The sequence below is a fragment of the Pseudoalteromonas piscicida genome (genome assembly GCF_000238315.3).
In the GTDB taxonomy this organism is placed as follows: Bacteria; Pseudomonadota; Gammaproteobacteria; order Enterobacterales; family Alteromonadaceae; genus Pseudoalteromonas; species Pseudoalteromonas piscicida.
In genome coordinates, this window is the sequence record NZ_CP011924.1 from 1360232 (window position 1) to 1384484 (window position 24253).

General features: G+C 44.2%; 22 protein-coding genes. 9 read left to right on the forward strand and 13 right to left on the reverse strand.

Going from position 1 to position 24253, the window contains the following annotated elements; translation table 11 throughout:
- Positions 1-243: 243 nt before the first annotated feature.
- The 13 genes from PPIS_RS06215 to PPIS_RS06275 all read right to left on the reverse strand — a co-directional run bounded on the left by PPIS_RS06215 (position 244) and on the right by PPIS_RS06275 (position 13359).
- Complete coding sequence (locus PPIS_RS06215) at positions 244-1194, reverse strand: sensor histidine kinase (protein WP_010379276.1); 951 nt, start codon at positions 1192-1194, stop codon at positions 244-246.
- A 4-nt stretch (positions 1195-1198) separates the two neighbouring features.
- A complete protein-coding gene (locus PPIS_RS06220) occupies positions 1199-1738 on the reverse strand; it encodes a heme NO-binding domain-containing protein (protein WP_010379274.1) in 540 nt (179 codons plus the stop codon).
- Positions 1739-1868: 130 nt separating this feature from the next.
- Positions 1869-3266 carry a hypothetical protein gene (locus PPIS_RS06225; protein WP_010379273.1) on the reverse strand — a complete coding sequence of 466 codons (1398 nt, stop codon included), beginning with the start codon at positions 3264-3266 and terminating at the stop codon, positions 1869-1871.
- A 99-nt stretch (positions 3267-3365) separates the two neighbouring features.
- A complete protein-coding gene (locus tag PPIS_RS06230; RefSeq protein ID WP_010379271.1) occupies positions 3366-3662 on the reverse strand; it encodes a DUF1330 domain-containing protein in 297 nt (98 codons plus the stop codon).
- Positions 3663-4122: 460 nt separating this feature from the next.
- A complete protein-coding gene (locus PPIS_RS06235) occupies positions 4123-5133 on the reverse strand; it encodes an IS110 family RNA-guided transposase (RefSeq protein ID WP_039956069.1) in 1011 nt (336 codons plus the stop codon).
- 93 nt (positions 5134-5226) lie between these two features.
- Positions 5227-5616, reverse strand: coding sequence for an SMU1112c/YaeR family gloxylase I-like metalloprotein (gene gloA2 / locus PPIS_RS06240; protein ID WP_010378641.1), 390 nt, complete (start codon positions 5614-5616; stop codon positions 5227-5229).
- Between the two features lie 118 nt (positions 5617-5734).
- Positions 5735-6496: an SDR family oxidoreductase gene (locus PPIS_RS06245; protein ID WP_010378639.1), complete on the reverse strand. Its 762-nt coding sequence runs from the start codon at positions 6494-6496 to the stop codon at positions 5735-5737.
- A gap of 6 nt (positions 6497-6502) precedes the next feature.
- Positions 6503-7390: a 3-hydroxyisobutyrate dehydrogenase gene (gene mmsB, locus PPIS_RS06250; RefSeq protein ID WP_010378638.1), complete on the reverse strand. Its 888-nt coding sequence runs from the start codon at positions 7388-7390 to the stop codon at positions 6503-6505.
- A gap of 12 nt (positions 7391-7402) precedes the next feature.
- Complete coding sequence (locus PPIS_RS06255; RefSeq protein WP_010378636.1) at positions 7403-8542, reverse strand: enoyl-CoA hydratase/isomerase family protein; 1140 nt, start codon at positions 8540-8542, stop codon at positions 7403-7405.
- Positions 8542-9318, reverse strand: coding sequence for an enoyl-CoA hydratase (locus tag PPIS_RS06260; RefSeq protein ID WP_010378634.1), 777 nt, complete (start codon positions 9316-9318; stop codon positions 8542-8544). Before PPIS_RS06260 ends, PPIS_RS06255 begins: the two co-directional genes overlap by 1 nt.
- A 10-nt stretch (positions 9319-9328) precedes the next feature.
- Complete coding sequence (locus PPIS_RS06265; protein WP_010378631.1) at positions 9329-10486, reverse strand: acyl-CoA dehydrogenase family protein; 1158 nt, start codon at positions 10484-10486, stop codon at positions 9329-9331.
- Positions 10487-10593: 107 nt separating this feature from the next.
- Entirely contained in the window at positions 10594-12084 is a 1491-nt protein-coding gene (locus PPIS_RS06270) for a CoA-acylating methylmalonate-semialdehyde dehydrogenase (protein WP_010378628.1), read from the reverse strand.
- A 96-nt stretch (positions 12085-12180) separates the two neighbouring features.
- Positions 12181-13359 (reverse strand): thiolase family protein, encoded by a 1179-nt coding sequence (locus PPIS_RS06275; RefSeq protein ID WP_010378626.1) that lies wholly within the window; start codon positions 13357-13359, stop codon positions 12181-12183.
- A gap of 315 nt (positions 13360-13674) precedes the next feature.
- Here PPIS_RS06275 and PPIS_RS06280 point away from each other — a divergent pair, with 315 nt between their 5' ends.
- The 9 genes from PPIS_RS06280 (at position 13675) to PPIS_RS06320 (ending at position 24208) form a co-directional block, all read left to right on the forward strand.
- Positions 13675-14067, forward strand: a complete 393-nt coding sequence (locus tag PPIS_RS06280) for a MerR family transcriptional regulator (protein ID WP_010378624.1) — start codon at positions 13675-13677, stop codon at positions 14065-14067.
- Positions 14068-14091: 24 nt separating this feature from the next.
- Positions 14092-15267: an isovaleryl-CoA dehydrogenase gene (locus PPIS_RS06285; protein WP_010378622.1), complete on the forward strand. Its 1176-nt coding sequence runs from the start codon at positions 14092-14094 to the stop codon at positions 15265-15267.
- A gap of 9 nt (positions 15268-15276) precedes the next feature.
- The gene (locus PPIS_RS06290) at positions 15277-16884 is read left to right on the forward strand and encodes a carboxyl transferase domain-containing protein (RefSeq protein WP_010378620.1); all 1608 of its coding nucleotides are present in this window, start codon (positions 15277-15279) and stop codon (positions 16882-16884) included.
- A gap of 9 nt (positions 16885-16893) precedes the next feature.
- Entirely contained in the window at positions 16894-17676 is a 783-nt protein-coding gene (locus PPIS_RS06295; RefSeq protein WP_010378618.1) for an enoyl-CoA hydratase-related protein, read from the forward strand.
- A gap of 8 nt (positions 17677-17684) precedes the next feature.
- Complete coding sequence (locus PPIS_RS06300; RefSeq protein ID WP_010378616.1) at positions 17685-19628, forward strand: acetyl-CoA carboxylase biotin carboxylase subunit; 1944 nt, start codon at positions 17685-17687, stop codon at positions 19626-19628.
- Entirely contained in the window at positions 19628-20536 is a 909-nt protein-coding gene (locus PPIS_RS06305) for a hydroxymethylglutaryl-CoA lyase (RefSeq protein WP_010378614.1), read from the forward strand. Before PPIS_RS06300 ends, PPIS_RS06305 begins: the two co-directional genes overlap by 1 nt.
- A gap of 27 nt (positions 20537-20563) precedes the next feature.
- Entirely contained in the window at positions 20564-21262 is a 699-nt protein-coding gene (locus PPIS_RS06310) for a CoA transferase subunit A (protein WP_010378612.1), read from the forward strand.
- A gap of 9 nt (positions 21263-21271) precedes the next feature.
- Positions 21272-21937, forward strand: a complete 666-nt coding sequence (locus PPIS_RS06315) for a CoA transferase subunit B (protein ID WP_010378611.1) — start codon at positions 21272-21274, stop codon at positions 21935-21937.
- 696 nt (positions 21938-22633) lie between these two features.
- Positions 22634-24208, forward strand: coding sequence for a BCCT family transporter (locus PPIS_RS06320; protein WP_010378610.1), 1575 nt, complete (start codon positions 22634-22636; stop codon positions 24206-24208).
- Positions 24209-24253 lie beyond the last annotated feature (45 nt).

Below are 24253 nucleotides of genomic sequence, written 5' to 3' on the forward strand. Positions count from 1 at the left end.
TTTCGAGAAAGTTTCTTTTTCTATTCTAGCCACATCGACAGAGATATTATTTGTCAAAGGGGAATGCGTGTTGCGACCTTTAACGAAACGGCTAGCTTTATAGTGAAATTACAACATCCCTAGCAAATTATTAGTCTGAATCATAGTCGGTGCTACATATGCCTAGTTAGCCTGACAACGCGACAAGTATCCATCGGATTGTGTAGATTAATGCATTTTAAGATTGGGACCGGTGCAAGCTTCTCACTGCTCCAGAGGAAAGGAAATAGTAAACTGACTACCTACACCTTCTTGACTCTGCACATCAATTTTTCCTTTGTGCTCTTTTACAATGGCATGAGTAACGGCAAGTCCCATGCCCGTACCTTCGCCGACAGGCTTAGTCGTAAAGAAAGGATCGAACAATCTAGGAAGCACATCAGCATCTATTCCAATTCCGTTGTCGCTAACGCTTAAGATAATATCTTGATCGTTACCCGGTGCGAGTAACACTTCTATTGATTTATGCGACTTATGGCTCATGTCTACCGCATATTTAGCATTCACCAAAAGATTGATGATCGCTTGTTTTAGCGCTCCCTCCTTGCAATAGATAGTTGGCACATCTTCGACCGCGACGGTCAGCTCGTATCCCTTAAGTTGACCATGGAGTAAGCGAAGCGTGTCTTCAACAATAGACTTTAGAGACGCCCTACCGAAACTATCATTATTGGAGCGGGAGAAATTCATTAAATCGTTTACTATGGTTTTAATTCGCTCGCAGCCGTGCAGCGTATCATAAACGAGATCCGGCAAATCATTCGTAATCTCGTCAACACGTTGCCTTAAATATATATTAATAAGGCGAGCTTCCAATTGTTCTCCTTTCAATTCATTTTGCTCAAGTAATTTTACTGTCTCAAGCAACTGCAAGATTGGCGAGATATAATAATTAAGTGACTCAAGGTTACCCGCCACATATGCCAACGGATTATTTAATTCATGCGCAACGCCTGCTGATAGTGTTCCTAACGTTGCCATACGTTCGTTGTTTATTAGTACGGCTTGTTGATTCTTAAGCTGTTCTAATTGACGTTCAAGTGTTTGATTAGCCAAATATAACGCACGCGTTTTCTCTTCAAGTAATGACTCAACTTCATCACGTGCACGACGCTCTCTTAGATACGCCTTTTTATAATCGTTATATTCAGACATCGAATTAATCCAAATGAAGAATGAGTACGCAATGTTCAGCGCCGCTGTGCATGCACTGTGGATGTTCAATTGTTAGTTTGCGACTGTAAAACTGTGCGGCACCATAAAGTAGTCCTTCCGCACAAAAACACAATTTACGATTCGAGCAATACTCTAATACGATAGTTTTGTCATCTTTCACTATCGCCGAAATTGAGGGGAGGTTAGGTTCGTCGTAAAGCTTTTTTACCTCCATGTGTATCACACTATCGATAGATAAAACCAACTCTTCAAACGACGCAAATTTCGATGAGATACCTTTGTGTTTTTCTGCCAAAAATCCAAATAATGACTGTCCGAAAATGGCTAATACATCTGTCAATGGCTTATTCAATTTGTCAGCGACGCCTTGTGCTAACGCAAATAATTCTGCATCTGGGTAGGATGTAGGGGAAACATAAACTCTTCCCTCAGGTGCATGTGCTTCGAGTAACTCATCCCAAGCTTGCATGCCAATCGCTTCTACGACTAATTCTTCTAAACCTCTAAATATCACGCCGCGCATTAAACTCTCCCTTAACAAAGTTGCTGCGTTATATAGTCAAGACTCACCTCGAAACAAGCCTTTGAATTAACTAGCTTGTTTCGTTCTTAATTAAGTGTAGAACAATATTTGGGATGTAATAGATCTTTCTCTATTCAGCTATAGGAGTTTGTTCGTCAAGCTCAATTGTATCGAGTTCAATTCTTTCAAGCATAGACATATTGAGAAAGTTATCTAGCTCCTCATTATGCGCAAATACCTTTTCTTTTATGCCTTGATAGTAGTCATTTACAATTCCAGCTAAATTGCCCTCCATCCAAGTTTCGACAGAGTCTGAGCGCTTAAACGCATCGGGGTTTTCTTCCACATCTTCTAAAATAGATAGCCACATATTGAGCTCAGCGCGCACTGGCATACCTTCTGACTGCTCCATGACATCATTCATCCAACCGAGCCCCTGATTTTCATAGGCTTTTATCAGCTGATTGTATAACCTACTTTTTTCGTTATCGTCAGCTGGTGCACCTTTAAATTTAACGTATTCTCGATTGTCAGTTCTAAAGTATTCGGTGTTCTCATTTTCGTAACTGAGTTTGCTCAATCTTGCGAACAGGTTATTCGGCTCCCGCGTATCTACTTCGTTTAACATTTCTATAAAAGTAGTTCGGTCATTCGCCTTAACCAAGGTTGCCATATCTAGCATGCCACGACTTGTATCAAAATCAGAATGTGCTAAATGCGCATTCAGATCTAAAAGATCACCGTCTGAGAATTTGTTATCAATGATAAATTTTGCATAGTCATTTAATAACTGGTTGTTCATGTCACCATACGCATTAAATTGGTCGAAAAGATCTGCCTCTCGCACAGTTAAGTCCATGTCTGCTCTACCGTCTTCATCCAATAGATAAGCTGGCAACGCCGGATCTGAAAAAACTTTATTTTCAGCCTGCTCCATTAAGCTTGACATGGTTTTTACGGTATCTTTTAATAAGTCATCAGACATACTACTCAGTTTATCAATCAACTTTTCTGAGTAGTCTTCACCCCTTTGACCAAAGCTGTTCACACTAAGTGACTGAACGATAAAATCGGTGAGCTGACCGAGCTCTTCATCAGTTAATCTGTTAGCCACGTCTAGAAGCGATTCCGTGGGCTTGATGTGTGCAAATTTAATCTGTTGCTCTTCATTCAAACGGTCAAAGATCGCTAAAAATTCATCAATTTTTTCTCGGCCTTCAAAGTCACCGTAAGTATCCTTATAGATACGGCCATTTTCATCCGTCCCTATGTGCTCTCGATGAATACCGTAACTTTTCATGCCTAACATTCTGAATTCAAAATTACGCATAAAGTCTCTATCATATGAGACAGGTGACTCGGTGTAGGAAAAATCAATTGTGAACTCACTATTCACATCTGTAAGTTGGGATACCTCTTCATCAGGTCTATCTTTTGCGATCGCTTTGAGTGCGTCTTGCATTTCTTTCGACGAAGATGGAGCACCAACACTGCCATGGTTGGTGTGAAATTGTGGCTTTATATTCATAACCTATATCCTTGTTACAAATTCAATTTACCGCGGAGTTACTAAACGTTATCGACCCACATAGAATAAACTTTACCCAATTTTGCTCCTATTTGATAATTACCTAGTGTAGCTCGCCAAAATATCAAACCCACTGACACTATCTTCAAAGTATCGCGCTTTTACCTCTACATATTCAGCATCACTGAAGAAGGACTCCATTGAAGCTTGATCAGGAAAGTATATGGTAAAAAGTCGATTAGCTTGGCACTGTCCCTCTGTTAGCAAGGTTTCTGCAATATGAAAATCGTTACTAAATCCACCACCATATTGTCTTAAGATTGGCTTCATCGCTTCACGATATTTGGCATATTGCTCGCTGTTATGAATTTCCATCGCCACTAACATCTCATACATAATTTAGCCCTTTTAGAGTAGTTAACCTGAACTCGGTATAACAACTTGTTCTCTAGCAGCTGTTATCCCTTACTAGTGCGTTAAATTTGCTTGCAATAGGCTAGCTATTGACGCACAAATTTGCCTTGTATTAAGAAATAACTTCTGGCTAGAGTGATATTACACTTTTGAACTTAGGTATTTTAGTGAATTAACTAACTTCTTATCCCGAGTTCATATATGGTCTCCTCCCTTATTGCAAGGTTTCTTTAGTAAATAACAGGGACAGGATTGCTGTCATATATACGGTCTGTTAATGAGTTTTATTTGAAACTCTGACCTAGATGTAAATCGCGCATATTGCCCTAATCAGGTTATCGGTATTTAGCTACCCCTGAGCTCGACAGGTTTTCAATATGCCGGTTTGACCTGTTATGTCATCTACTTCAGTCACTTTCGCAATTCGGTGAAAGAAATCTACTTATCTTGCTTGATATGCCTCTTTTGATACTGTAATTGCCCAGGCCACTCTAGCCATTTTATTGGCATAAGCGACACAGGCTTTATTATGCCCTCGCGTTTGTACAAGTCGATTTATCCAAAGACTCAGTTGGTCTGTTTTATACTTTGCTCTCGATACAACCGATTTCGCCCCTTGAATAAGTAAACATCTCAAATATCGATTACCACGCTTACTTATCCCGAGCAAAACTGATTTTCCACCCGTACTACGTTGCTTGGGCACGAGACCTAATGAGGCTGAAACATCTCGCCCTTTTGTATAACCACTACCATTCCCCACTTCGTTAAAGTAACTACTTGCAACTATTGGCCCTATGCCCGGAATACTCTGTAAATTGACGCATATCTCATTGTTTTTAACTTGCTCTTTTATCTGTTGATTGTACGTTTCAATACTTTCATCAAGCACTTGTAGGAGTTTATAGAGTTGGCTAAGCACTTGTTTAAAGCTCGCGGTCAATACTCGCTCCTCACCTAACAAAGCAGCCACTTCTTTGCGAACATTTTCGATACCTTTAGTAATGGCAATGCCGTACTCAAGTAGCAAACCTCGAATTTGATTACTCAGTGCTGTTCGTTGACCAATTGCAAGCTCTCTCACTTTATGGATTGTTTGACTATCTTGCTGCTCTAATGTTTTCACTGGAACTGAGCGAATATGTGCCTGCTGTGATGCAATTAAAATTGCATACGCATCGTTGTAATCATTTTTATTCCCCGTCAAAAATGGCTTCACGTGTTGTGGTGGTATGAGCTCAACTTGAAAACCTAATTGGCTAATTTCACGACCCCAATAATTAGAGGTTCCACACGCTTCCATGACTAATTTACAATTTGGCATTTGTGCCAAATAAGTCAGTAGTTGACGACGTTTAATAGCTTTCTTTACTACAATCTTATTGGATAGGTTACATCCAATAAAATGAAAAATATTTTTTGCGATGTCGATACTGATTGTTGTAATCTGCATTTGGTCTTCTCCCATTTTGATTGTTTGCAATTCAATCATGGCAAACCGATGCCGAGTGTGGGAGGAGACCATTACATCAGGTTAGTTATCATCTTAACATTGCTCATAAAGCTCCAGCGGCAAACCATCAGGATCGCTGAAAAAGGTAAAGCGTTTGCCTGTATATTCATCTATTCGAACAGGCTCTACAGCAACTTGATTCTGCACAAGGTGTGCAATATAAGCATCAATATCTGATACGCTAAATGCTAAATGTCTCAGTCCTTGCGCCTCTGGATGTGATGGTCGTTTTGGAGGATTTGGAAACGAAAACAACTCAATCTGGCTCCCATCAGGCAGCGCAAGATCTAATTTATAGGACGCTCTATCTTTTCGATAGTTCTCACGGAGTACATGCAACCCAAGTACTTCGGTATAGAACACTTTTGATCTTTGGTAGTCAGAACAAATAACAGCGACGTGATGTATCCCAGATAACTTCAAGCACTTCTCCTCAAGCATTTAGTGTCTTTTAAATAAAAAAGCGGCAATTTGCATTGCCGCTTCACACACTCAAGTAGGAACTTGGACTACACGTTGTAAAACCAAGCCTATTTTTTCATTACAAGCGAATGCCGCCGTCAATCTCAACGACACGTCCCGTAAAGAAATCATTTTCAATGATATATTTTGCTGTATGAGCAATTTCTTGCGCTTCACCCAAACGCCCAACCGGCTTCATTTTCACTAGGCGCTCTTTGGCTTCAGGCTTCATTGCATCGGTCATTTTTGTACGGATCACACCTGGTGCAATTGCGCCCACGCGAATACCAAAACGACCTAATTCTTTAGCCCAACTGGTAGTCATCGCAACGACACCAGACTTTGCCGCTGAATAATTGGTTTGTCCCATATTACCAGCGCGCGCAACGCTAGACATATTAATGATCACGCCACCGTTACCCGCTTCTACCATTTTGACGGCGGCTTCACGGCCGCACAGGAAAACACCTGTAAGATTGACATCAATAACGGATTGAAATTGCGAAAGCGACATTTTATCGATGACTTGCCCGTCTTTTGCTTTAAGTAGCAAACCGTCACGCAAAATACCCGCATTATTAATTAATACCGAAATATCGCCGAAGTCATTTACGATGGTATTAAACACATTTTCGACGTCTGATTCTTGACTAACATTAGCGACATACGTGTTAACTTGTGTACCGAATTGAGCAAGTTCGTGCTTCGCTTCTGCTAAAACGTCTTCTTGCATATCTATCAGGGCAAGTTTTGCCCCATGCTTTGCCATTTCAGTCGCCATGGCAAGACCCAAGCCTTGCGCACCACCAGTGATCACAACTGTTTTATTGTTAATATCCATAGTGTCCTATTTCTCTGAATAAAGCTTAAAAATCGCACTAAAGTCTTCACTGCCTTTACCTTGATTTTGTATCAAGTTATACAAATTCTTCGCCAGCGCCCCCATGGGTGTCGCAGAATTCGTTTGCTGCGCAGATTGCATCGCAAGGCCAAGATCTTTAGCCATTAAATCAACCATAAAGCCCGGCTTATAACCGTTCGAAGAAGGCACATTTTCTAGTACATCAGGACATGGGTTGTATAGCTCTAGCGTCCAGTTACGACCAGAGCTATTTAGCATAATTTCGCTCAATACTTTAGGATCTAAGCCATGATCTACACCCATTTGCAGCGCTTCACTTGTGCCCGCCATAAGTATAGATAACAGCATATTGTTACATATCTTAGCGACTTGTCCCGCACCAATATCTCCAGCATGGAAGATATTCTTACCCATATTGGTAAGTACCACATGCGCACGTTCAAAGTCCGCTTTATTACCGCCGACAATAAAAGTTAAGGTACCGGCCGCAGCACCTGCCACACCGCCAGACACTGGCGCATCGACAAATGAAATGCCCGATTCTGCCAACTTGTTGCCAACAAACTGAGCTGATTCAGCATCAATGGTCGAGCAATCAATTACTTGTGTATTTTTACTAAGGTAATTAATTAATCCGTCATCGCCTGTATACACTGCTCGAACATGTTTGCCTGCCGGCAGCATACTGATCACATAATCGGCTTCGCGACATACATCGCTCACAACCGTCGCTTTCGTCGCGCCACTTGCTTCAAGCGTCGCGACGGCCTCAGGGTTTAAATCGAATACACATACTTGGTGGCCAGCCTTTAATAGGTTAATGGCCATTGGACCACCCATATTACCTAAGCCGATAAATCCTACTTGTGCCATTTAAGTCACTCCTTATAAGTCACGCAATGGGTGATCGTTTTCATCCCAGCGAGGTGCAAAAAAGCGTTCTACCGCGTCGTTTGTAACCTCGGCGACAGATTTAAATCGCCAATTTGGCTTGCCATCTTTATCGATAAGCAACGCACGTACACCTTCTTGAAACTCACCAAACTCGCCAGCCGTTACCGACATTCCCAATTCCTGCTTAAAACAGTCTCTTAGTGTTTTGCCTACACTTCTAGTGAGCTGCGCTTTAACTAATGCTGCACTTAATGGTGAACCATGCTTTAATGCTGCCTGTGCCTTGCTTAGCCATTTGTTATCAGTGCTATCCAACGCCAAAATAAACTCAACCTGGTCTGACAACTCATGTTTCTCATCAAGCGCTTCAAACACTTTGATAAGCGGTTTAATTTCGCTTTTTGGCGGCGCATGAGACGCTTCATCTAGTGACAACAGCAACTGAGTAAGCTTTTCATGATTTAATACATTGGTTTTGCCCCAGTTCACTTCAACTAGGTTTTGTAACAGTAAGCTCAGTTTTTCTGAGTCCATAAAATGATCGGCGAGCCCAACCAGTTTGGCATCCGCAGCGTTAATGTTTGCTGCGGTGAGACCCAAAAATAGTCCAACGCCTTTTGGCATCTTATTGAGGAAATAGCTCCCACCAACATCAGGGTATAAGCCAATGGTGATTTCCGGCATCGCGATGCGCGACGTTTCTGTCATCACTTTATGGCTTGCGCCAGCCGTTAAGCCCAGTCCGCCACCCATGATGATGCCATTACCCCATAGTAGGATTGGCTTATCATAGTTATGGATTTGATAATCTAACCGGTACTCTTCACTGAAAAAGGTTTCGATTAATGCGTTACTCGTATCAGACGACATTTCGCGATATAAACTCACGACATCGCCGCCGGCACAAAACGCCTTCTCTCCAGCACCTTTTAGCATAACCATTGCTATTTGCGGGTCGTTTGCCCAAGCGTCTAGTTGCGGCGCGAGCAAACGGATCATATCAAGATTTAAGGCATTTAACGCTTTTGGTGCATTTAATGTCGCCAGCGCTATTTTCATCCCGTTATGGCATGTTGCCTGTTCGAATATAACCGGCGCCTCTTCGTGATTTATTAGCTCAAATTCAATCATTAGCCATTTACCCAATTCGCTTTACGCTTCTCTAAAAACGCGTTTACGCCTTCTTTTTGATCCTGGGTATCGAATAGTGTTACGAAGAGTTCGCGTTCAAGTGGCAGTGCGCTATTGATTGTGCCAGAGCGGCCTTTTTGAATGAGGGCCTTACAAGCCGTCACCGCAACAGGGCTTTGGTCTTCGACTTTCTTAGCAAGTTCAAGCGCTGCTTCCAGTGCTTTACCCTGCTCGACCACTTCTTCCACTAAGCCAATTTGCTGCGCTTTATCGGCTTTTAAGCGTTCACCGCATAAAATCATACGTTTTGCCCAGCCTTCACCTACAAGCCACGACAAGTTTTGTGTGCCGCCAGCACAAGGTAACAGCCCGACTTTCGCCTCAGGGAGTGCCATTTGTGCTTGAGCTTCGGCGATACGGATATCGCATGCTAGTGCTACTTCTAAACCGCCGCCCATTGCAAAACCATTGATAGCAGCAATTGATACGCCTCTAAAGTCGCTAAGTGTTTCAAACGCTTCGCCAAATACTCGAGACATATCCGCAGCGACTCCTTTGTCACCGTCGGCAAATACGTTTAGATCTGCTCCTGCTGAAAAGAACTTTTCACCTTCGCCAGTGATCACTAAAGAATAGATTTCTTTATCTGCGTTCAATTCAATTACTAGATTTTTAAGTGCAGTAAGTGTGTCTTTTGTCCACGTATTCGCCGGTGGATTTGACATAGTAACAACGGCGGTATGGCCTTGTTTTTCGAGTTTTAATTGTGCAGTCATGATACTCTCCTTATAGGACGCTTGGGGCGCCTTCAGCTAAGATCCGACGTGCAATAATTACACGCATGATTTCGTTTGTACCTTCAAGGATTTGATGAACACGTACGTCACGTAAATGACGTTCAAGTGGATATTCTTTGATATACCCGTAACCACCATGAATTTGCAGTGCATCATCACATACCTTAGTGCCTACATCAGTGGCAAAACGCTTCGCCATTGCGCAATAAGTGGTCTTTTCTGGGTCGTTGCTATCCAATTTAAATGCCGCAAGTCGAACCATTTGGCGCGCAGCCACAAGTTCTGTATTCATATCTGCAATTTTAAATTGCAGTGCTTGGAACGCCGCTAACGGTTTACCAAACTGAGAACGCTCTTGCATATACTGCTTGGCGGTATTAAGCGCTTGCTGGGCTGTACCAATCGAGCAAGTTGCAATATTAATACGACCACCGTCAAGGCCTTGCATCGCAAATTTGAAGCCTTCGCCTTCTTGGCCTAGTAGGTTGGCAGCTGGGATACGGACATTTTCAAGCGTGATAAGGCGCGTAGGTTGAGCGTTCCAACCCATTTTTTCTTCTGCTTTGCCATAAATAACGCCATCAGCATCGGCAGGGACAACAAAGGCTGAAATACCTTTTGGACCTGCTTCACCGGTTCTTGCCATTACCACCAATACGTCAGTTTCACCCGCGCCTGAGATAAACATCTTAGAGCCAGACAAAACGTACTCGTCGCCTTCTTTTATTGCTTTTGTTTTCAGCGATGCAGCATCAGAGCCAGAACCAGGCTCTGTTAGACAGTAAGAAGCCAGTAGCTCACCTGTTACTAACTGATCCATATATTTTGCTTTGGTTTCTTCCGTTGCAAAGCTCGCTATCATCCACGTTGCCATGTTATGGATAGTCAACATGGCGGTTGTCGCTGTACAACCCATTGAAAGTTGTTCAAAAATAATACTTGAGTCAAGGCGAGATAAACCCAGACCTCCTGCCTCTTCAGGCGTATATAGACCGCAAAAACCAAGCTCACCTGCTTTTTGAATTACGTCTTTTGGAAAAATGTGCTCTTGATCCCATTTTGCTGCATGTGGAGCAAGCTCGCTCATTGCAAATTGGTGCGCCATATCGGCAAATGCTTGTTGATCTTCGTTTAGGTTAAAGTCCACGCTAGACCTCTCTTGCTGTTCTGACACCCTGAATGTGTGTCGGTAATTCTTATCGTTTTGGTAAAAAATAGCGTGCTCCCCCTGCAGAGCACGCTATGCAATATGAGTTATCTAAGGTTGATACTCATATTTGGACCACTGACAGCCTCATCGTCAAACCAACGTGAGGTAATCGTTTTGGTTTCTGTATAGAAACGCACGCCTTGCTTACCATAGGTGTGTTGGTCGCCGTAGAATGAGTTCTTCCAACCAGTAAATGAGAAGAACGGCAATGGCACAGGAATAGGAATATTAATGCCTACCTGACCCACTTCGATTTCACGCTGGAACTTACGTGCTGCGCCACCGCTTGCAGTGAATAATGAGGTACCGTTACCGTATGGGTTGTTATTAATAAGCGTAATTGCTTCATCTAAACTATCGACAAATACACAGCAAAGGACTGGGCCAAAGATTTCTTCTTTGTAGATATCCATTTCAGTTGTGACATTTGAAAACAGGGTTGGACCTACCCAATTACCATTTTCATAACCCTCAACTGTAAAATCAGAACCGTCTAGCAAACACGTTGCGCCTTGTTGCTTACCACTGTCAATCAGCGATAGAATGCGCGCTTTAGCCTGTGGAGTCGTTTGCGGACCATAAGCAGCTTCAGGATCATCCCAAACGCCAGGACGAACCTTCGCCATTGCGTCTTTTAGTTCCTCTACCCACTGTTGTGATTGCCCAACAAACACGGCAACTGAGATCCCCATACAGCGCTGACCACCCGCGCCAACCGAAGAGCCAACCAGGTTATTGATCACTTGTTCTTTTTTCGCATCAGGCATGATAACCATGTGGTTTTTCGCACCAACACATGCTTGAACGCGTTTGAGGTTTTGCGTACCTTTGCTGTAAATGTACTGACCAACACCACAAGAACCTACGAAAGAAATCGCGCGAATTTCCGGCGCTTCAAGGATTTGGTCGACCTGATCTTTACTACCGTGTACTACCTGTAGTACGCCTTTTGGCGCACCAGCTTCTTCAAACAATTCAACCAAGCGCATTGGCGTTAGTGGATCTTGCTCTGATGGCTTAAGTACAAAGGTGTTACCGCATACAATTGCCATTGGGAACATCCACAGCGGGATCATCGCTGGGAAGTTAAATGGCGTAATACCCGCACAAACGCCTAGCGGTTGGGTATATGAATAAGTGTCGATATTTCGGGCAACGTTTTCTACCGTCTCGCCCATCATCATTGAAGGGGCATTACATGCTTGCTCAACCACTTCAATACCACGCCATACATCACCTTTCGCATCTTCAAAAGTTTTACCAAGTTCATGGCAAATGATGGTTGCGATTTCTTCTTGATGCTCTTTAAGAAGCGCTGCATAACGCATCATAATACGCGCACGCTCAGTTACCGGAACATTACGCCATGTTTTAAATGCTTCTTGAGCTGAATGAATTGCAGCTTGTACTTCTTCGTTAGTAGCACAAGGCACTTTTGCTAATACTTCTTGATTAGCCGGATTAACAACGTCTAACCATTTGTCAGACTGAGACTGTGAAAATTCACCGTTGATGTATAAAGGTACTTGGTGCATGAAGCACTCCTCCCCATAAAACGAGTTTATGCGCTGCGTGAATGATTAGAATTATGGAAAACGCAGCGCCCCTTGAACGAAATAAATTGCAGTAACTTACACTTCTACCGCGAGCGCTACGGCTTCACCACCACCGATACATAGTGACGCTACGCCTTTTGATAAGCCGCGGTTTTTTAGTGCATGGATAAGTGTAACTAAGATACGTGCACCGCTTGCACCGATTGGGTGACCTAGTGCACAAGCACCACCGTTGACGTTGACTTTGTTGCTATCTAACTGCATTTCGTTGATAGCTAACATAGTCACCATGGCAAACGCTTCGTTGATTTCCCAAAGGTCAACGTCTGCTGTCGACCAACCTGCTTTTTCAAGCAGCTTATTCATCGCACCGACTGGTGCCACGGTAAATTCAGCAGGCGCTTGTGAGTGAGTTGCATGGGCAACAATCTTACAAAGTGGCGTCAAACCGTGCTTTTTCGCTTCTGATTCACTCATTAAAATCAGCGCGGCTGCACCGTCTGAAATAGACGAAGAGTTGGCAGCAGTGATAGTGCCATCTTTTTTAAATGCTGGGCGAAGTGATGGAATTTTGTCTGGACGGGCATTACCAGGTTGCTCGTCGGTATTTACCTCAACATCCCCCTTACGTGTACTCATTACATGAGGAGCAATCTCATTGCCAAAACTGCCATTTTCGATTGCGGCGTTTGCTTTACTTAGAGAGCCAAGTGCAAATTCATCCATGTGCTCACGGGTTATGCCATACTCATCAGCGGTAGCTTGTGCGAAACAACCCATCGCTTTATTATCATAAGCATCCTCTAAGCCATCAGCCATCATATGGTCTTTGATTTCGCCATGACCCATACGCATTCCGCCACGGGCTTTTGGAATAAAGTAAGGTGAGTTAGTCATGCTTTCCATGCCGCCAGCGATAGCAGAATTAATGCTACCTGAGCGGATGAGATCATGCGCGAACATCGCCGCTTTTAGACCCGAGCCACACACTTTATTGATTGTTGTCGCACCAGTTGAACGTGCTAACCCTGCATGTAGCATCGCTTGACGCGCTGGCGCTTGACCGAGACCTGCGGGTAGTACGCAACCCATAATAACTTCGTCTATACTCGCGTCACTAAGACCTGTTTCATTCATTACTGCTTTAATTGCAGTCGCACCTAAGTCTGTCGCGGTTGCGTCAGACAGGCTTCCCATAAAGCCACCCATTGGTGTACGCTTAGCAGCGACGATGACAACAGCTTCGTTACTCATTGCAAAACTCCTGTTTACAAGCCAATCTTAGGCTTGTTAAAAATTAACTCTGTATTCGAGCATACATAATATTTACGTTTACGCCAACGTAAATCTAAAATCAAGCCAAACGAGATCAGTGAAAGTGTAAAGCTATCTTGCACAAATTTGTTTCCAAGGCTTATTTTCTCTGGCTGTAATGAAGATTTGATGACAATTCGAACGGACAGATTATTCCTTTTATAAGACTAAAGAAGGATCTGCTATTCTTACTTTACCTTTACGTAAACTTCACTTATATTGGTCTAATCAGTGACGTTGTAAGTGTAAATAAAAATGCAAGAAATTAATGAACCTACCTATTCAATCAGCGAGTTAGCTAAAGAATTTGATATTACTACTCGCAGTATTCGTTTTTACGAAGACCAAGGACTCCTTTCTCCTAGGCGCCAAGGACAAACGCGTATTTACTCAAAACGTGACAAAGTTCGATTAAAACTGATCCTTCGCGGCAAACGCCTTGGTTTTACACTTGCTGAAACTGGCCGATTATTTGAGCTTTACGACGCCGACAAATCGAGCGAAAAGCAACTTAAAACTATGTTGCAACTCATTGAAGAGAAAAAAGCCGACTTAAGCCAACAAATGGACGACATTAAAGTTGTCTTAATGGAACTGGTGACGGCTGAGCGCCGTTGTCGCGACACCCTACACGAGCTCGAAAAATAAACTCTCACAACAGGATGAATACCGATGAGCACAGTATCTTTATATAAAGAATTAAACTTTGGACTAGGCGAAACAGCAGACATGATCCGTGATCATGTAAATAGCTTTGCAACCAGTGAAATTGCCCCACTGGCTGAAAAAACAGATCAAGAAAATGCATTTCCAAACGAAATGTGGCCAAAGTTTGGCGAAATGGGCCTACTTGGGATCACCGTCGCTGAAGAATTTGGCGGCTCAAACATGGGTTATCTTGAACACGTTATCGCAATGGAAGAGATAAGCCGTGCGAGTGCATCAATTGGCTTAAGCTACGGCGCACATTCAAACCTATGTGTGAACCAAATTAACCGTAACGGCAACCAAGCCCAAAAAGAAAAATATCTACCAAAACTTATCAGCGGTGAACACATTGGTGCGCTAGCGATGAGTGAGCCCAATGCTGGCTCTGACGTGGTTTCAATGAAACTACGTGCTGAAAAGCAAGGTGACAAGTTCATCCTAAACGGTAATAAAATGTGGATCACCAATGGTCCAGATGCCGACGTTTTTGTGATTTACGCAAAAACGGATACCAATGCTGGCCCTCGTGGGATCACGGCCTTTATCGTCGAAAAAAGCTTCCCTGGTTTTTCAACGGCACAAAAGTTAGACAAACTTGGAATGCGTGGTTCAAACACTTGTGAGCTGGTATTCGAAAACTGCGAAGTACCTGCAGAAAACATCCTTGGCGAATACAACGAAGGCGTTAAGGTACTCATGAGTGGCCTAGACTACGAGCGTGTGGTCTTGGCAGGCGGCCCGCTTGGTATTATGCAGGCTTGTATGGATGTGGTAGTACCTTATATTCACGAGCGTAAACAATTTAACCAATCCATCGGTGAATTCCAGCTGGTGCAAGGCAAAGTTGCTGACATGTACACGCAAATGAACGCAGCACGTTCATACGTTTATACCGTGGCAAAAGCCTGTGACCGTGGTGAAACCACTCGTAAAGATGCAGCTGGTGCAATTCTATATGCCGCAGAACTTGCAACCAAGCTTGCACTTGATGCCATTCAGCTTCTAGGCGGAAACGGTTATATCAATGAATATCCTACAGGTCGACTACTTCGCGATGCCAAGCTGTATGAAATTGGCGCAGGTACGTCTGAGATCCGCCGTATGCTTATCGGACGTGAGCTATTCAACGAAAGTCGCTAGGAGTGCTACATGACGGTACTAAATTCTGCGGTTAATCCGCATGAGCCCCAGTTCAAGGCAAACAGCGATGCGATGGCATCGCTGGTTGCTGATCTTAAAGATAAAGTCGCAACACTGAGCCAAGGTGGTGGTGAAGCGCTTATTGCCCGTCACCAAAGTCGCGGTAAATTATTTGTACGTGACCGAATTGAAACCTTGCTAGATGAGGGCTCGCCGTTTTTAGAAATTGGCCAATTCGCCGCGTTTGGCGTTTACGAGCAAGATATTCCTTGTGCTGGTGTGGTCGCCGGGATCGGACGCGTCAAAGGCGTTGAATGCATGATTGTGGCAAATGATGCGACTGTAAAAGGGGGTACCTATTTCCCTATTACCGTAAAAAAACACCTAAGAGCGCAAGAAATTGCGGAGCGCTGCCATCTTCCTTGTATTTATTTAGTGGATTCTGGCGGTGCGAACCTGCCCGAGCAAGATGAAGTATTTCCAGACAAACTACATTTTGGTCGAATTTTCTACAACCAAGCCCGTATGTCTGCAAAGGGGATCCCACAAATCGCAGTGGTTATGGGGTTATGCACCGCCGGTGGCGCATATGTACCAGCGATGGCCGATGAAAGTATTATCGTCAAAGAACAAGGCACCATTTTCTTGGCAGGGCCACCTCTTGTTAAAGCGGCCACGGGTGAAGAAGTGAGTGCAGAAGACTTAGGCGGCGCAGATGTTCACTGTAAAGTCTCTGGTGTAGCCGATCACTATGCAGAAAATGACGAGCATGCGCTTTCTATCGCAAGACAGTGCGTGTCACGCCTTAATCATCAGCGCCCCACTCGCCCGTTCCTGCAGGATGCCAAACCACCACGTTATGACATCAGTGAGGTGTATGGCATTGTCGGTACGGATCTGAAAAAACCGTTCGATGTACGCGAAGTCATTGCCCGTATCGTGGACGATTCTCAGTTTGATGAATTTAAACGCTACTTCGGCGAAACACTCGTGACTGGTTTTGCTGAAATTTATGGTCACCCTGTGGGGATCGTAGCAAACAACGGTATTCTCTTTTCTGAATCCGCACAAAAAGGCGCACACTTTATTCAGCTCTGTGCACAGCGCAATATTCCGCTGCTATTTTTGCAGAATATTACTGGATTTATGGTTGGCCAAAAATACGAAGCGGAAGGTATCGCTAAGCACGGTGCAAAAATGGTAACAGCCGTTTCCTGTGCTGATGTGCCTAAGTTTACAGTATTGATTGGCGGCTCATATGGTGCTGGTAACTATGGCATGTGTGGTAGAGCGTACGAGCCAACCATGATGTGGATGTGGCCAAACGCACGGATCTCCGTAATGGGTGGTGAACAAGCTGCAGGCGTATTAACACAGGTTAAACAAGATGGTTTAGCGCGTAAAGGCCTTAGCATGAGCGATGCCGAAGTGAGCGAATTTAAAAAGCCAATTATCGAGCAGTACGAAAAGCAAGGACACCCATACTATGCTAGCGCAAGGCTTTGGGACGATGGCGTTATCGACCCTGCGGATACGCGCACAGTACTTGGTCTTGCCTTGGAAGCTGCGAGTAACGCACCGCAAAAAGAATCTAAATTTGGCGTCTTCAGAATGTAAGGAGCACTTATGCCTGTCACTTTAAATATAACAAAAAGCAAAGTGGCGATTTTAGAGCTAAGTCGCCCAGAAAAACATAATGCCTTCAATGCGGAGGTGATTGCCGAACTCATTAAGAATATCGAATATGCCAGCGGCCTCGATGTCAGAGCGCTGGTATTAAAAACCGAAGGTAAACACTTTTCAGCGGGGGCTGATCTGGCGTGGATGAAATCCATGGCAGACAACGACTATAACGAAAACGTCGCTGATTCTTTAGAGCTTGCTAAATTAATGCAAGTGCTGGCCACTTGCCCTCACCCAACCCTGTGTTTGGTGCAAGGTGCTGCGTTTGGCGGTGCACTTGGGTTAATCGCCTGTTGTGATATCGCCATTGCAGAGCACAACTCCAAATTTTGTTTAAGTGAAGTCAAGCTTGGTCTTATTCCGGCTGTGATTAGTCCTTATGTCATTAAAGCCATTGGGGAGCGCCAAGCGCGACGCTATTTTTTAACAGCCGAAGTATTTGATGGTGAAAAGGCGCTAGAAATGGGTTTAATTCACGAATTGAGCGATGATTTAGCAAAAAGCGAAGCGAATTTTCTCGATACCTTGCTTAACAATGGCCCTGCTGCTGTGAAAAGTGCCAAAGCACTGATCAGCGAAGTTGCTGGTAAAGAGATAAATGAAGCGTTGATCGCCCATACCGCAAAACGTATCGCTGAAATTAGAGTAAGTGACGAAGGCCAAGAAGGGCTTAGCGCCTTTTTCGATAAACGAGCACCACGCTGGCAAACCGCCGCAAGCGAATAGGAGTCAACATGCTAACTAAAATTCTAGTCGCGAACCGTGGTGAAATTGCCTGCCGCGTGATGCGCACCGCAAAGAAATTGGGCCTAACCACAGTGGCAGTTTATTCTGATGCAGATGCCAATGCGATGCATATGAAAACAGCTGACGAAGCCTATCATATCGGTCCGGCACCATCTAAAGAGTCTTATTTGGTTGCAGACCGAATTCTTGAAGTCGCCAAAGCGGCGGGCGTCGATTGTATCCACCCAGGTTATGGTTTTTTATCTGAAAATGAAGTATTTGCCAAAGCGTGTGAAGCAGCAAACATTGCGTTTATTGGTCCGTTGGCAAGCTCTATTGAAGCGATGGGGTCTAAGACCCGTGCCAAGGAAATCATGCATGACGCTAATGTGCCTTTGGTCCCAGGGTATTATGGCGACAAACAAGACGATGATTTCTTACAGGCAGAAGCTGAAAAAATCGGCTTTCCGGTACTTATTAAAGCCGCTTACGGCGGTGGTGGTAAAGGGATGCGCGTGGTACGAGAAAGCAGCGAGTTTTTATCGGCACTACATGGCGCTAAACGTGAAGCTGCAGCGAGTTTTGGCAATGACTTAGTGCTGCTTGAGCGTTTTGTTGATAAGCCTCGTCACGTTGAAGTACAAGTTTTTGCCGATAGTCACGGTAACTGTGTTTACCTCGGTGATAGAGACTGTTCACTACAGCGTCGTCACCAAAAAGTGATTGAAGAAGCGCCCGCCCCAGGTTTGAGTGATGCGATGCGCAAAGCTATGGGTGAAGCGGCAGTACGCTGTGCGCAAGCGATTAACTATCGCGGCGCAGGTACAGTAGAGTTCTTATTATGTGGCGATGAGTTCTTCTTTATGGAAATGAATACTCGCCTGCAAGTAGAGCACCCAGTGACAGAAATGGTAACTGATCTCGACTTAGTCGAGTGGCAACTGATGGTTGCTGCGGGTGAACAGCTACCGCTGACTCAGGAGCAGGTTTCGTTATCTGGTCATAGTTTTGAAGCGCGCATTTACGCAGAAGACCCTGAAGAAAACTTTATGCCGTTTTCTGGTGTACTTTCACACCTTAGCTTTCCTGAAGCCAAAGATGGCGTAAGAATTGACACAGGCGTACAGCAAGGTGATGAGATCAGTCCATTTTACGATCCTATGATCGCCAAGCTTATTGTTCATGGCAAAAATCGTGAACAAGCCTTATTAAAGTTAAAATCCAGTTTAGAACAAGTGCACTTGTGTGGCTTGAAATCCAACATTGCATTTTTGCATCACTTAGCAGGCCACCCTACTTTCACAGCTGGTGCGCCTGATACCCACTTTATCGACACACAAACTGACGTATTAACTCAATCGAATACGCCGCTGGATAAAATGGTGTTATTAGCAAGTGCGGCCTACCTTAGCCACCAACAACCATGTAAAAACACGGTGTGGGGAAACTTAGGCTTTAGGCTTAACCAAACCGCGAAGGTGGATTTACCATTTGCAGATCACATCGCCTCGGCTTATCAATCTCAAGGTGGTTGGAAGGTTTCGTTTAACGAGCAAATCCACCAAGTTGAATGTGAATTAAATGGACACCAGTTAACAGCGGTAATTGATGGTGCACGATTACGCGCCAGTGCCATTGTGACCGAAGCCGCGATCACTATTATGTATGGCCCGTATCAACATACCGTTGAACTTAAGTCAAAGCATTACATTAGCGATCATGAGCACGAAGCCGCACCGCTGGCAGCGCCATTGAACGGCACCGTGGTTAAGCATTTGTTAGCCGTCGGTACCCAAGTTAATAAAGGCGATGCCGTGGTGATAATCGAAGCTATGAAGATGGAATATACGCTCAATGCACCATTTGATGGCACGCTAACTTCATACTGCTTTGCAGAAGGCGAGCTCGTCAGTCATGGCGATATGCTGGCGATTGTTGAGGAGCAAGACTAATGTCTCAGTATCCGGCTAAGGTCAAAATTGTAGAAGTCGGCGCACGTGACGGCTTACAAAATGAGCTCAGTGTTGCCACAGAAGCTAAAATCTCGCTGGTTAACGCATTAAAAGACGCAGGTCTCAAGCACATAGAAGCAGGCGCGTTTGTATCCCCCAAATGGGTGCCACAAATGACCGATTCCGCAGCGGTTATTCAAGGCTTTGAGCGTAGTAAAGGCGTTGAAATAAGCGCCCTAACGCCAAACCTTAAAGGCGCAGAACTTGCGCTAGAAAATCAAGTCGACGAATTTGCCATTTTTACTGCCGCCAGTGAGGCATTTACGCAAAAAAACATCAACTGCACGATTGAACAAAGTATTGAACGCTTTCGTCCCGTTGTTGAACTTGCACAAAAAAACAACATAAAAGTAAGAGGTTATGTTAGCTGCGTGGTTGGTTGCCCATATCAAGGTGAAGTACAACCAGAGCAAGTTTTAGCGGTATGTAAACAATTGTTGTCACTTGGTTGTTATGAAATCAGCCTAGGCGACACCATAGGTGTTGGTACACCTAAAAAAGTCCAGCAACTGCTCACATTGTTACTGCAACATATCCCTGCTGACAAGCTTGCGGTGCATTTCCATGATACCTACGGACAAGCATTAACGAATATTCACACGGCCCTGCAAATGGGGATCGCAACTGTCGATAGCGCCGTTGCAGGTCTCGGTGGTTGCCCTTACGCCAAAGGCGCGTCAGGAAATGTTGCCACTGAGGATGTAGTTTACTTACTGCAAGGGCTTGGCATTGAGTGTGGAATTGATTTAGAAAGGCTAGCAAAAGCAGGATGGACAATTTGTGATGCGCTAGGCAAGACACCAAGCAGTAAAGTGTCGTTAGCACTCAAACAAACTTGTCAATCTTAAAACAATAACATTATTAGGAGTGGGCTTATGGCCGGTTTCGATAAAGTCGTATCAAGCTACAGCGAAGCGATGGCGGGTCTTAAAGACGGCGATACCATCATCGCAGGTGGCTTTGGTTTGTGTGGTATTCCAGAAGGCTTAATTGCAGAAATTAAGCGCCTGCAAACAAAAGAACTTACCGTGGTTTCAAACAACTGTGGGGTCGACGACTTTGGTTTAGGTATTTTGCTCAAAGATCGTCAAATTAAGAAGATCATCGCCTCTTACGTTGGTGAAAATGCGCTGTTTGAACAACAACTTCTCGATGGCATTATTGACGTTGAATTAACACCACAAGGTACGCTTGCAGAGAAGATGCGCGCTGGTGGTGCTGGGATCCCAGCTTTTTACACGGCAACAGGGTACGGTACGCCCGTTGCTGAAGGTAAAGAAGTAAAAGAATTTGATGGCCGACCATATATTTTGGAAGAATCAATTACTGGTGAATTTGCCATTGTTAAGGCTTGGAAAGCAGATCGCTATGGCAACTTGGTGTTCCGCCACACAGCAATGAACTTTAACCCAATGGCTGCGACAGCCGGAAAAATCACCGTAGCGGAAGTTGAAGAAATTGTGGAACCGGGTGAGCTTGAGCCGAGTCAAATCCACACCCCAGGTATTTATGTCAATCGCGTGATCAAAGGTGACTTTGAAAAACGTATTGAACGTGTCACAACGCGCAAATAGGAGGCAATCATGGGTTTAAATCGTGAACAAATTGCGATGCGCGTGGCGCAAGAGCTTGAAGACGGTTACTACGTTAACTTAGGCATAGGTATACCAACCTTAGTGGCTAACTACGTGCCAAAAGGCATCGAAGTGATGCTGCAATCGGAAAATGGCTTGTTAGGTATGGGTCCCTACCCAACCGAAGACCAAGTTGATGCCGATATGATCAACGCGGGTAAAGAAACCGTGACAGCAGCGACAGGTGCAGCAATTTTTAATAGTGCGGAAAGCTTTGCCATGATCCGTGGTGGTCATGTAGACTTGACGGTACTAGGTGCATTTGAAGTTGATCAACAAGGCAATATCGCGTCTTGGATGATCCCGAAAAAATTAATCAAAGGCATGGGTGGTGCAATGGACTTAGTTGCTGGTGCACGCAACATCATAGTGACCATGACCCATGCTAGCAAACACGGCGATTCTAAATTGCTTGAATCATGCACATTGCCGCTAACCGGCGTAAATTGTGTAAAGAAAATCGTAACAGATTTAGCTGTGTTAGAAGTAAAAGACGGCGCATTCCATTTGCTAGAACGCGCACCGGGTGTTAGTGTTGATGAAATAATCAGCAAAACTGCAGGCAAGCTTATCGTCGACGGTGAGATCCCTGAAATGCAGTTTGAGGCGTCGTAAGACACACCCTAACTTACAAATGTACCGACCTCATTCCCAGTGCCAAAGGCGCTGAGTTACCCAAAACCCCTCGCAAGAGGGGTTTTTTTTCACATGCATCGAAGGAAAACTCTTTACTCTACACCACTCTCCATGTCTAGTTGATGAATGTGATGATTTTTAAATAAAAAATTCAGTAGCCATTTACTTTTCAATCTCACCCCCTAAACTAGTAGAGATAGTTTTGGTTGGCATTGAATATTCACCTGCCAGTACAGCTTAAAACTAAAGAGTTGCTGCTTTGAAGCATCGACTGAATATCAAGTTGACACAATATATTGATACCATAGCTTAGTAGCATAACGGTTCGGTTGGTTTATCTTAATTACAAGTATTGAGGCAGTATACTGTCGCTGTAACTAACATAAACCCATCATATATTTAGATAGTCATTCGGCTGATATGGTTGAAACGCATAAAACGAATGAATACGCTAAATAATCTAAACTAGACTAAGTAGTTTTTATGGCTTATGGCTAGCATTTTTTATGGCTGATAAAGTCATTCTAAGCCGCTAATGATTAGCATTAATAGCCAGATTACATTTTGCTTTGTTGCATAGTTAGTTTATGTCGAATTGTTATCAACCATTGTCTAGCGATTAATTCAGTATATCAGCTTGGTGTCGTATCACGATGAGAACAACAAGAGGATATCATGGGCAATCACCACGATAAGTACAGCATCGATAATACAGACTACACCGTTGGACAAGACAATGTTCAAAAGTGGGGGTTTGACGTACATAACCCTGTATTTGGTGTAAGTGCAGGATTAATACTGGCGTTTTTAGTCGCCGTATTATTAGTTGATGCAAACACAGCTAAAACCACTTTAGACGGCATAAAGTGGGATATCATAGGTAACTTTGATGCCCTATTTATGTGGTCTGGTAATTTCTTTGTCCTATTTTGTTTGGTGCTCGTTTTATCGCCTTACGGTAAAATTCGTTTAGGTGGTGAAAACGCCAAACCAAGCTACACTCGGGCGTCTTGGCTGGCGATGCTATTTGCAGCAGGTATGGGTATTGGTCTGATGTTTTGGGGTGTAGCGGAGCCTGTCGCCTACTACACAGGCTGGTACAAAACACCGTTAAATGTTGCAGCAAACACTCCTGAGGCAGCAGAACTTGCGATGGGCGCGACCATGTACCATTGGGGTTTGCATCCTTGGGGCATTTACGCCGTCGTCGCGCTTTCTTTAGCATTCTTTGCCTACAATAAAGGCTTACCACTGTCGATCCGCTCAATCTTTTATCCTATTTTAGGGGACAGAGCTTGGGGTTGGCCAGGCCATATCATCGATATTCTCGCCGTTCTTGCTACCTTGTTTGGCCTTGCGACATCACTCGGTCTGGGCGCACAGCAAGCCGGTGCTGGGATCCAACATGTATTTGGCATAGAAGCAGGTCTCGGTCTAGAAATTGCCGTGATTGTGGGTGTTACTGCCCTTGCGATTATTTCGGTTGTTCGCGGTATTGATGGCGGTGTAAAGCTACTTAGTAACGTTAATATGTTAATTGCATTTGTGTTACTAGTATTCGTTGGTATTGCAGGTTTTGCGATTGCCATGGGTAATATTCCGACGACTTTAATGGCCTACGTTGAAAATATCATTCCACTGAGTAATCCGCATGGTCGTGAAGATGAAGCATGGTTCCAAGGTTGGACCGTATTTTATTGGGCATGGTGGATTTCTTGGTCACCGTTTGTCGGTATGTTTATCGCACGTGTTTCTGAGGGTCGCACCATCCGCGAGTTTATTACCGCAGTATTATTAATCCCGACATTGGTAACCGTGATCTGGATGTCAATCTACGGTGGCCTTGCTATCGATCAGGTAAAAAATGGCATTGGCGCTCTAGGTACTGATGGCTTGACTGAAGTGCCACTGGCGATGTTCCAAATGTTTGAAAACCTACCTATGAGCGATTTACTCTCGTTCACGGCGATTGTACTTGTACTGGTTTTCTTCATTACCTCGTCGGACTCAGGTTCTTTGGTTATCGATAGTATTACCGCTGGAGGTAAGATAGATGCCCCAGTACCGCAACGTATATTCTGGGCAAGTATTGAGGGTGCAATTGCGGCAGCGCTACTTTGGATCGGCGGTAAAGAAGCAATCGAAGCACTACAAGCGGGTGCTATTTCAACAGGTTTACCGTTTACTTTTGTACTACTACTGATGTGTGTAAGTTTAATCCTCGGGCTTCGAACTGAGCCTAAAAGTTAATCAACTTAACTTACGCAATTAAAAAATCGGAGCAATATTTGCTCC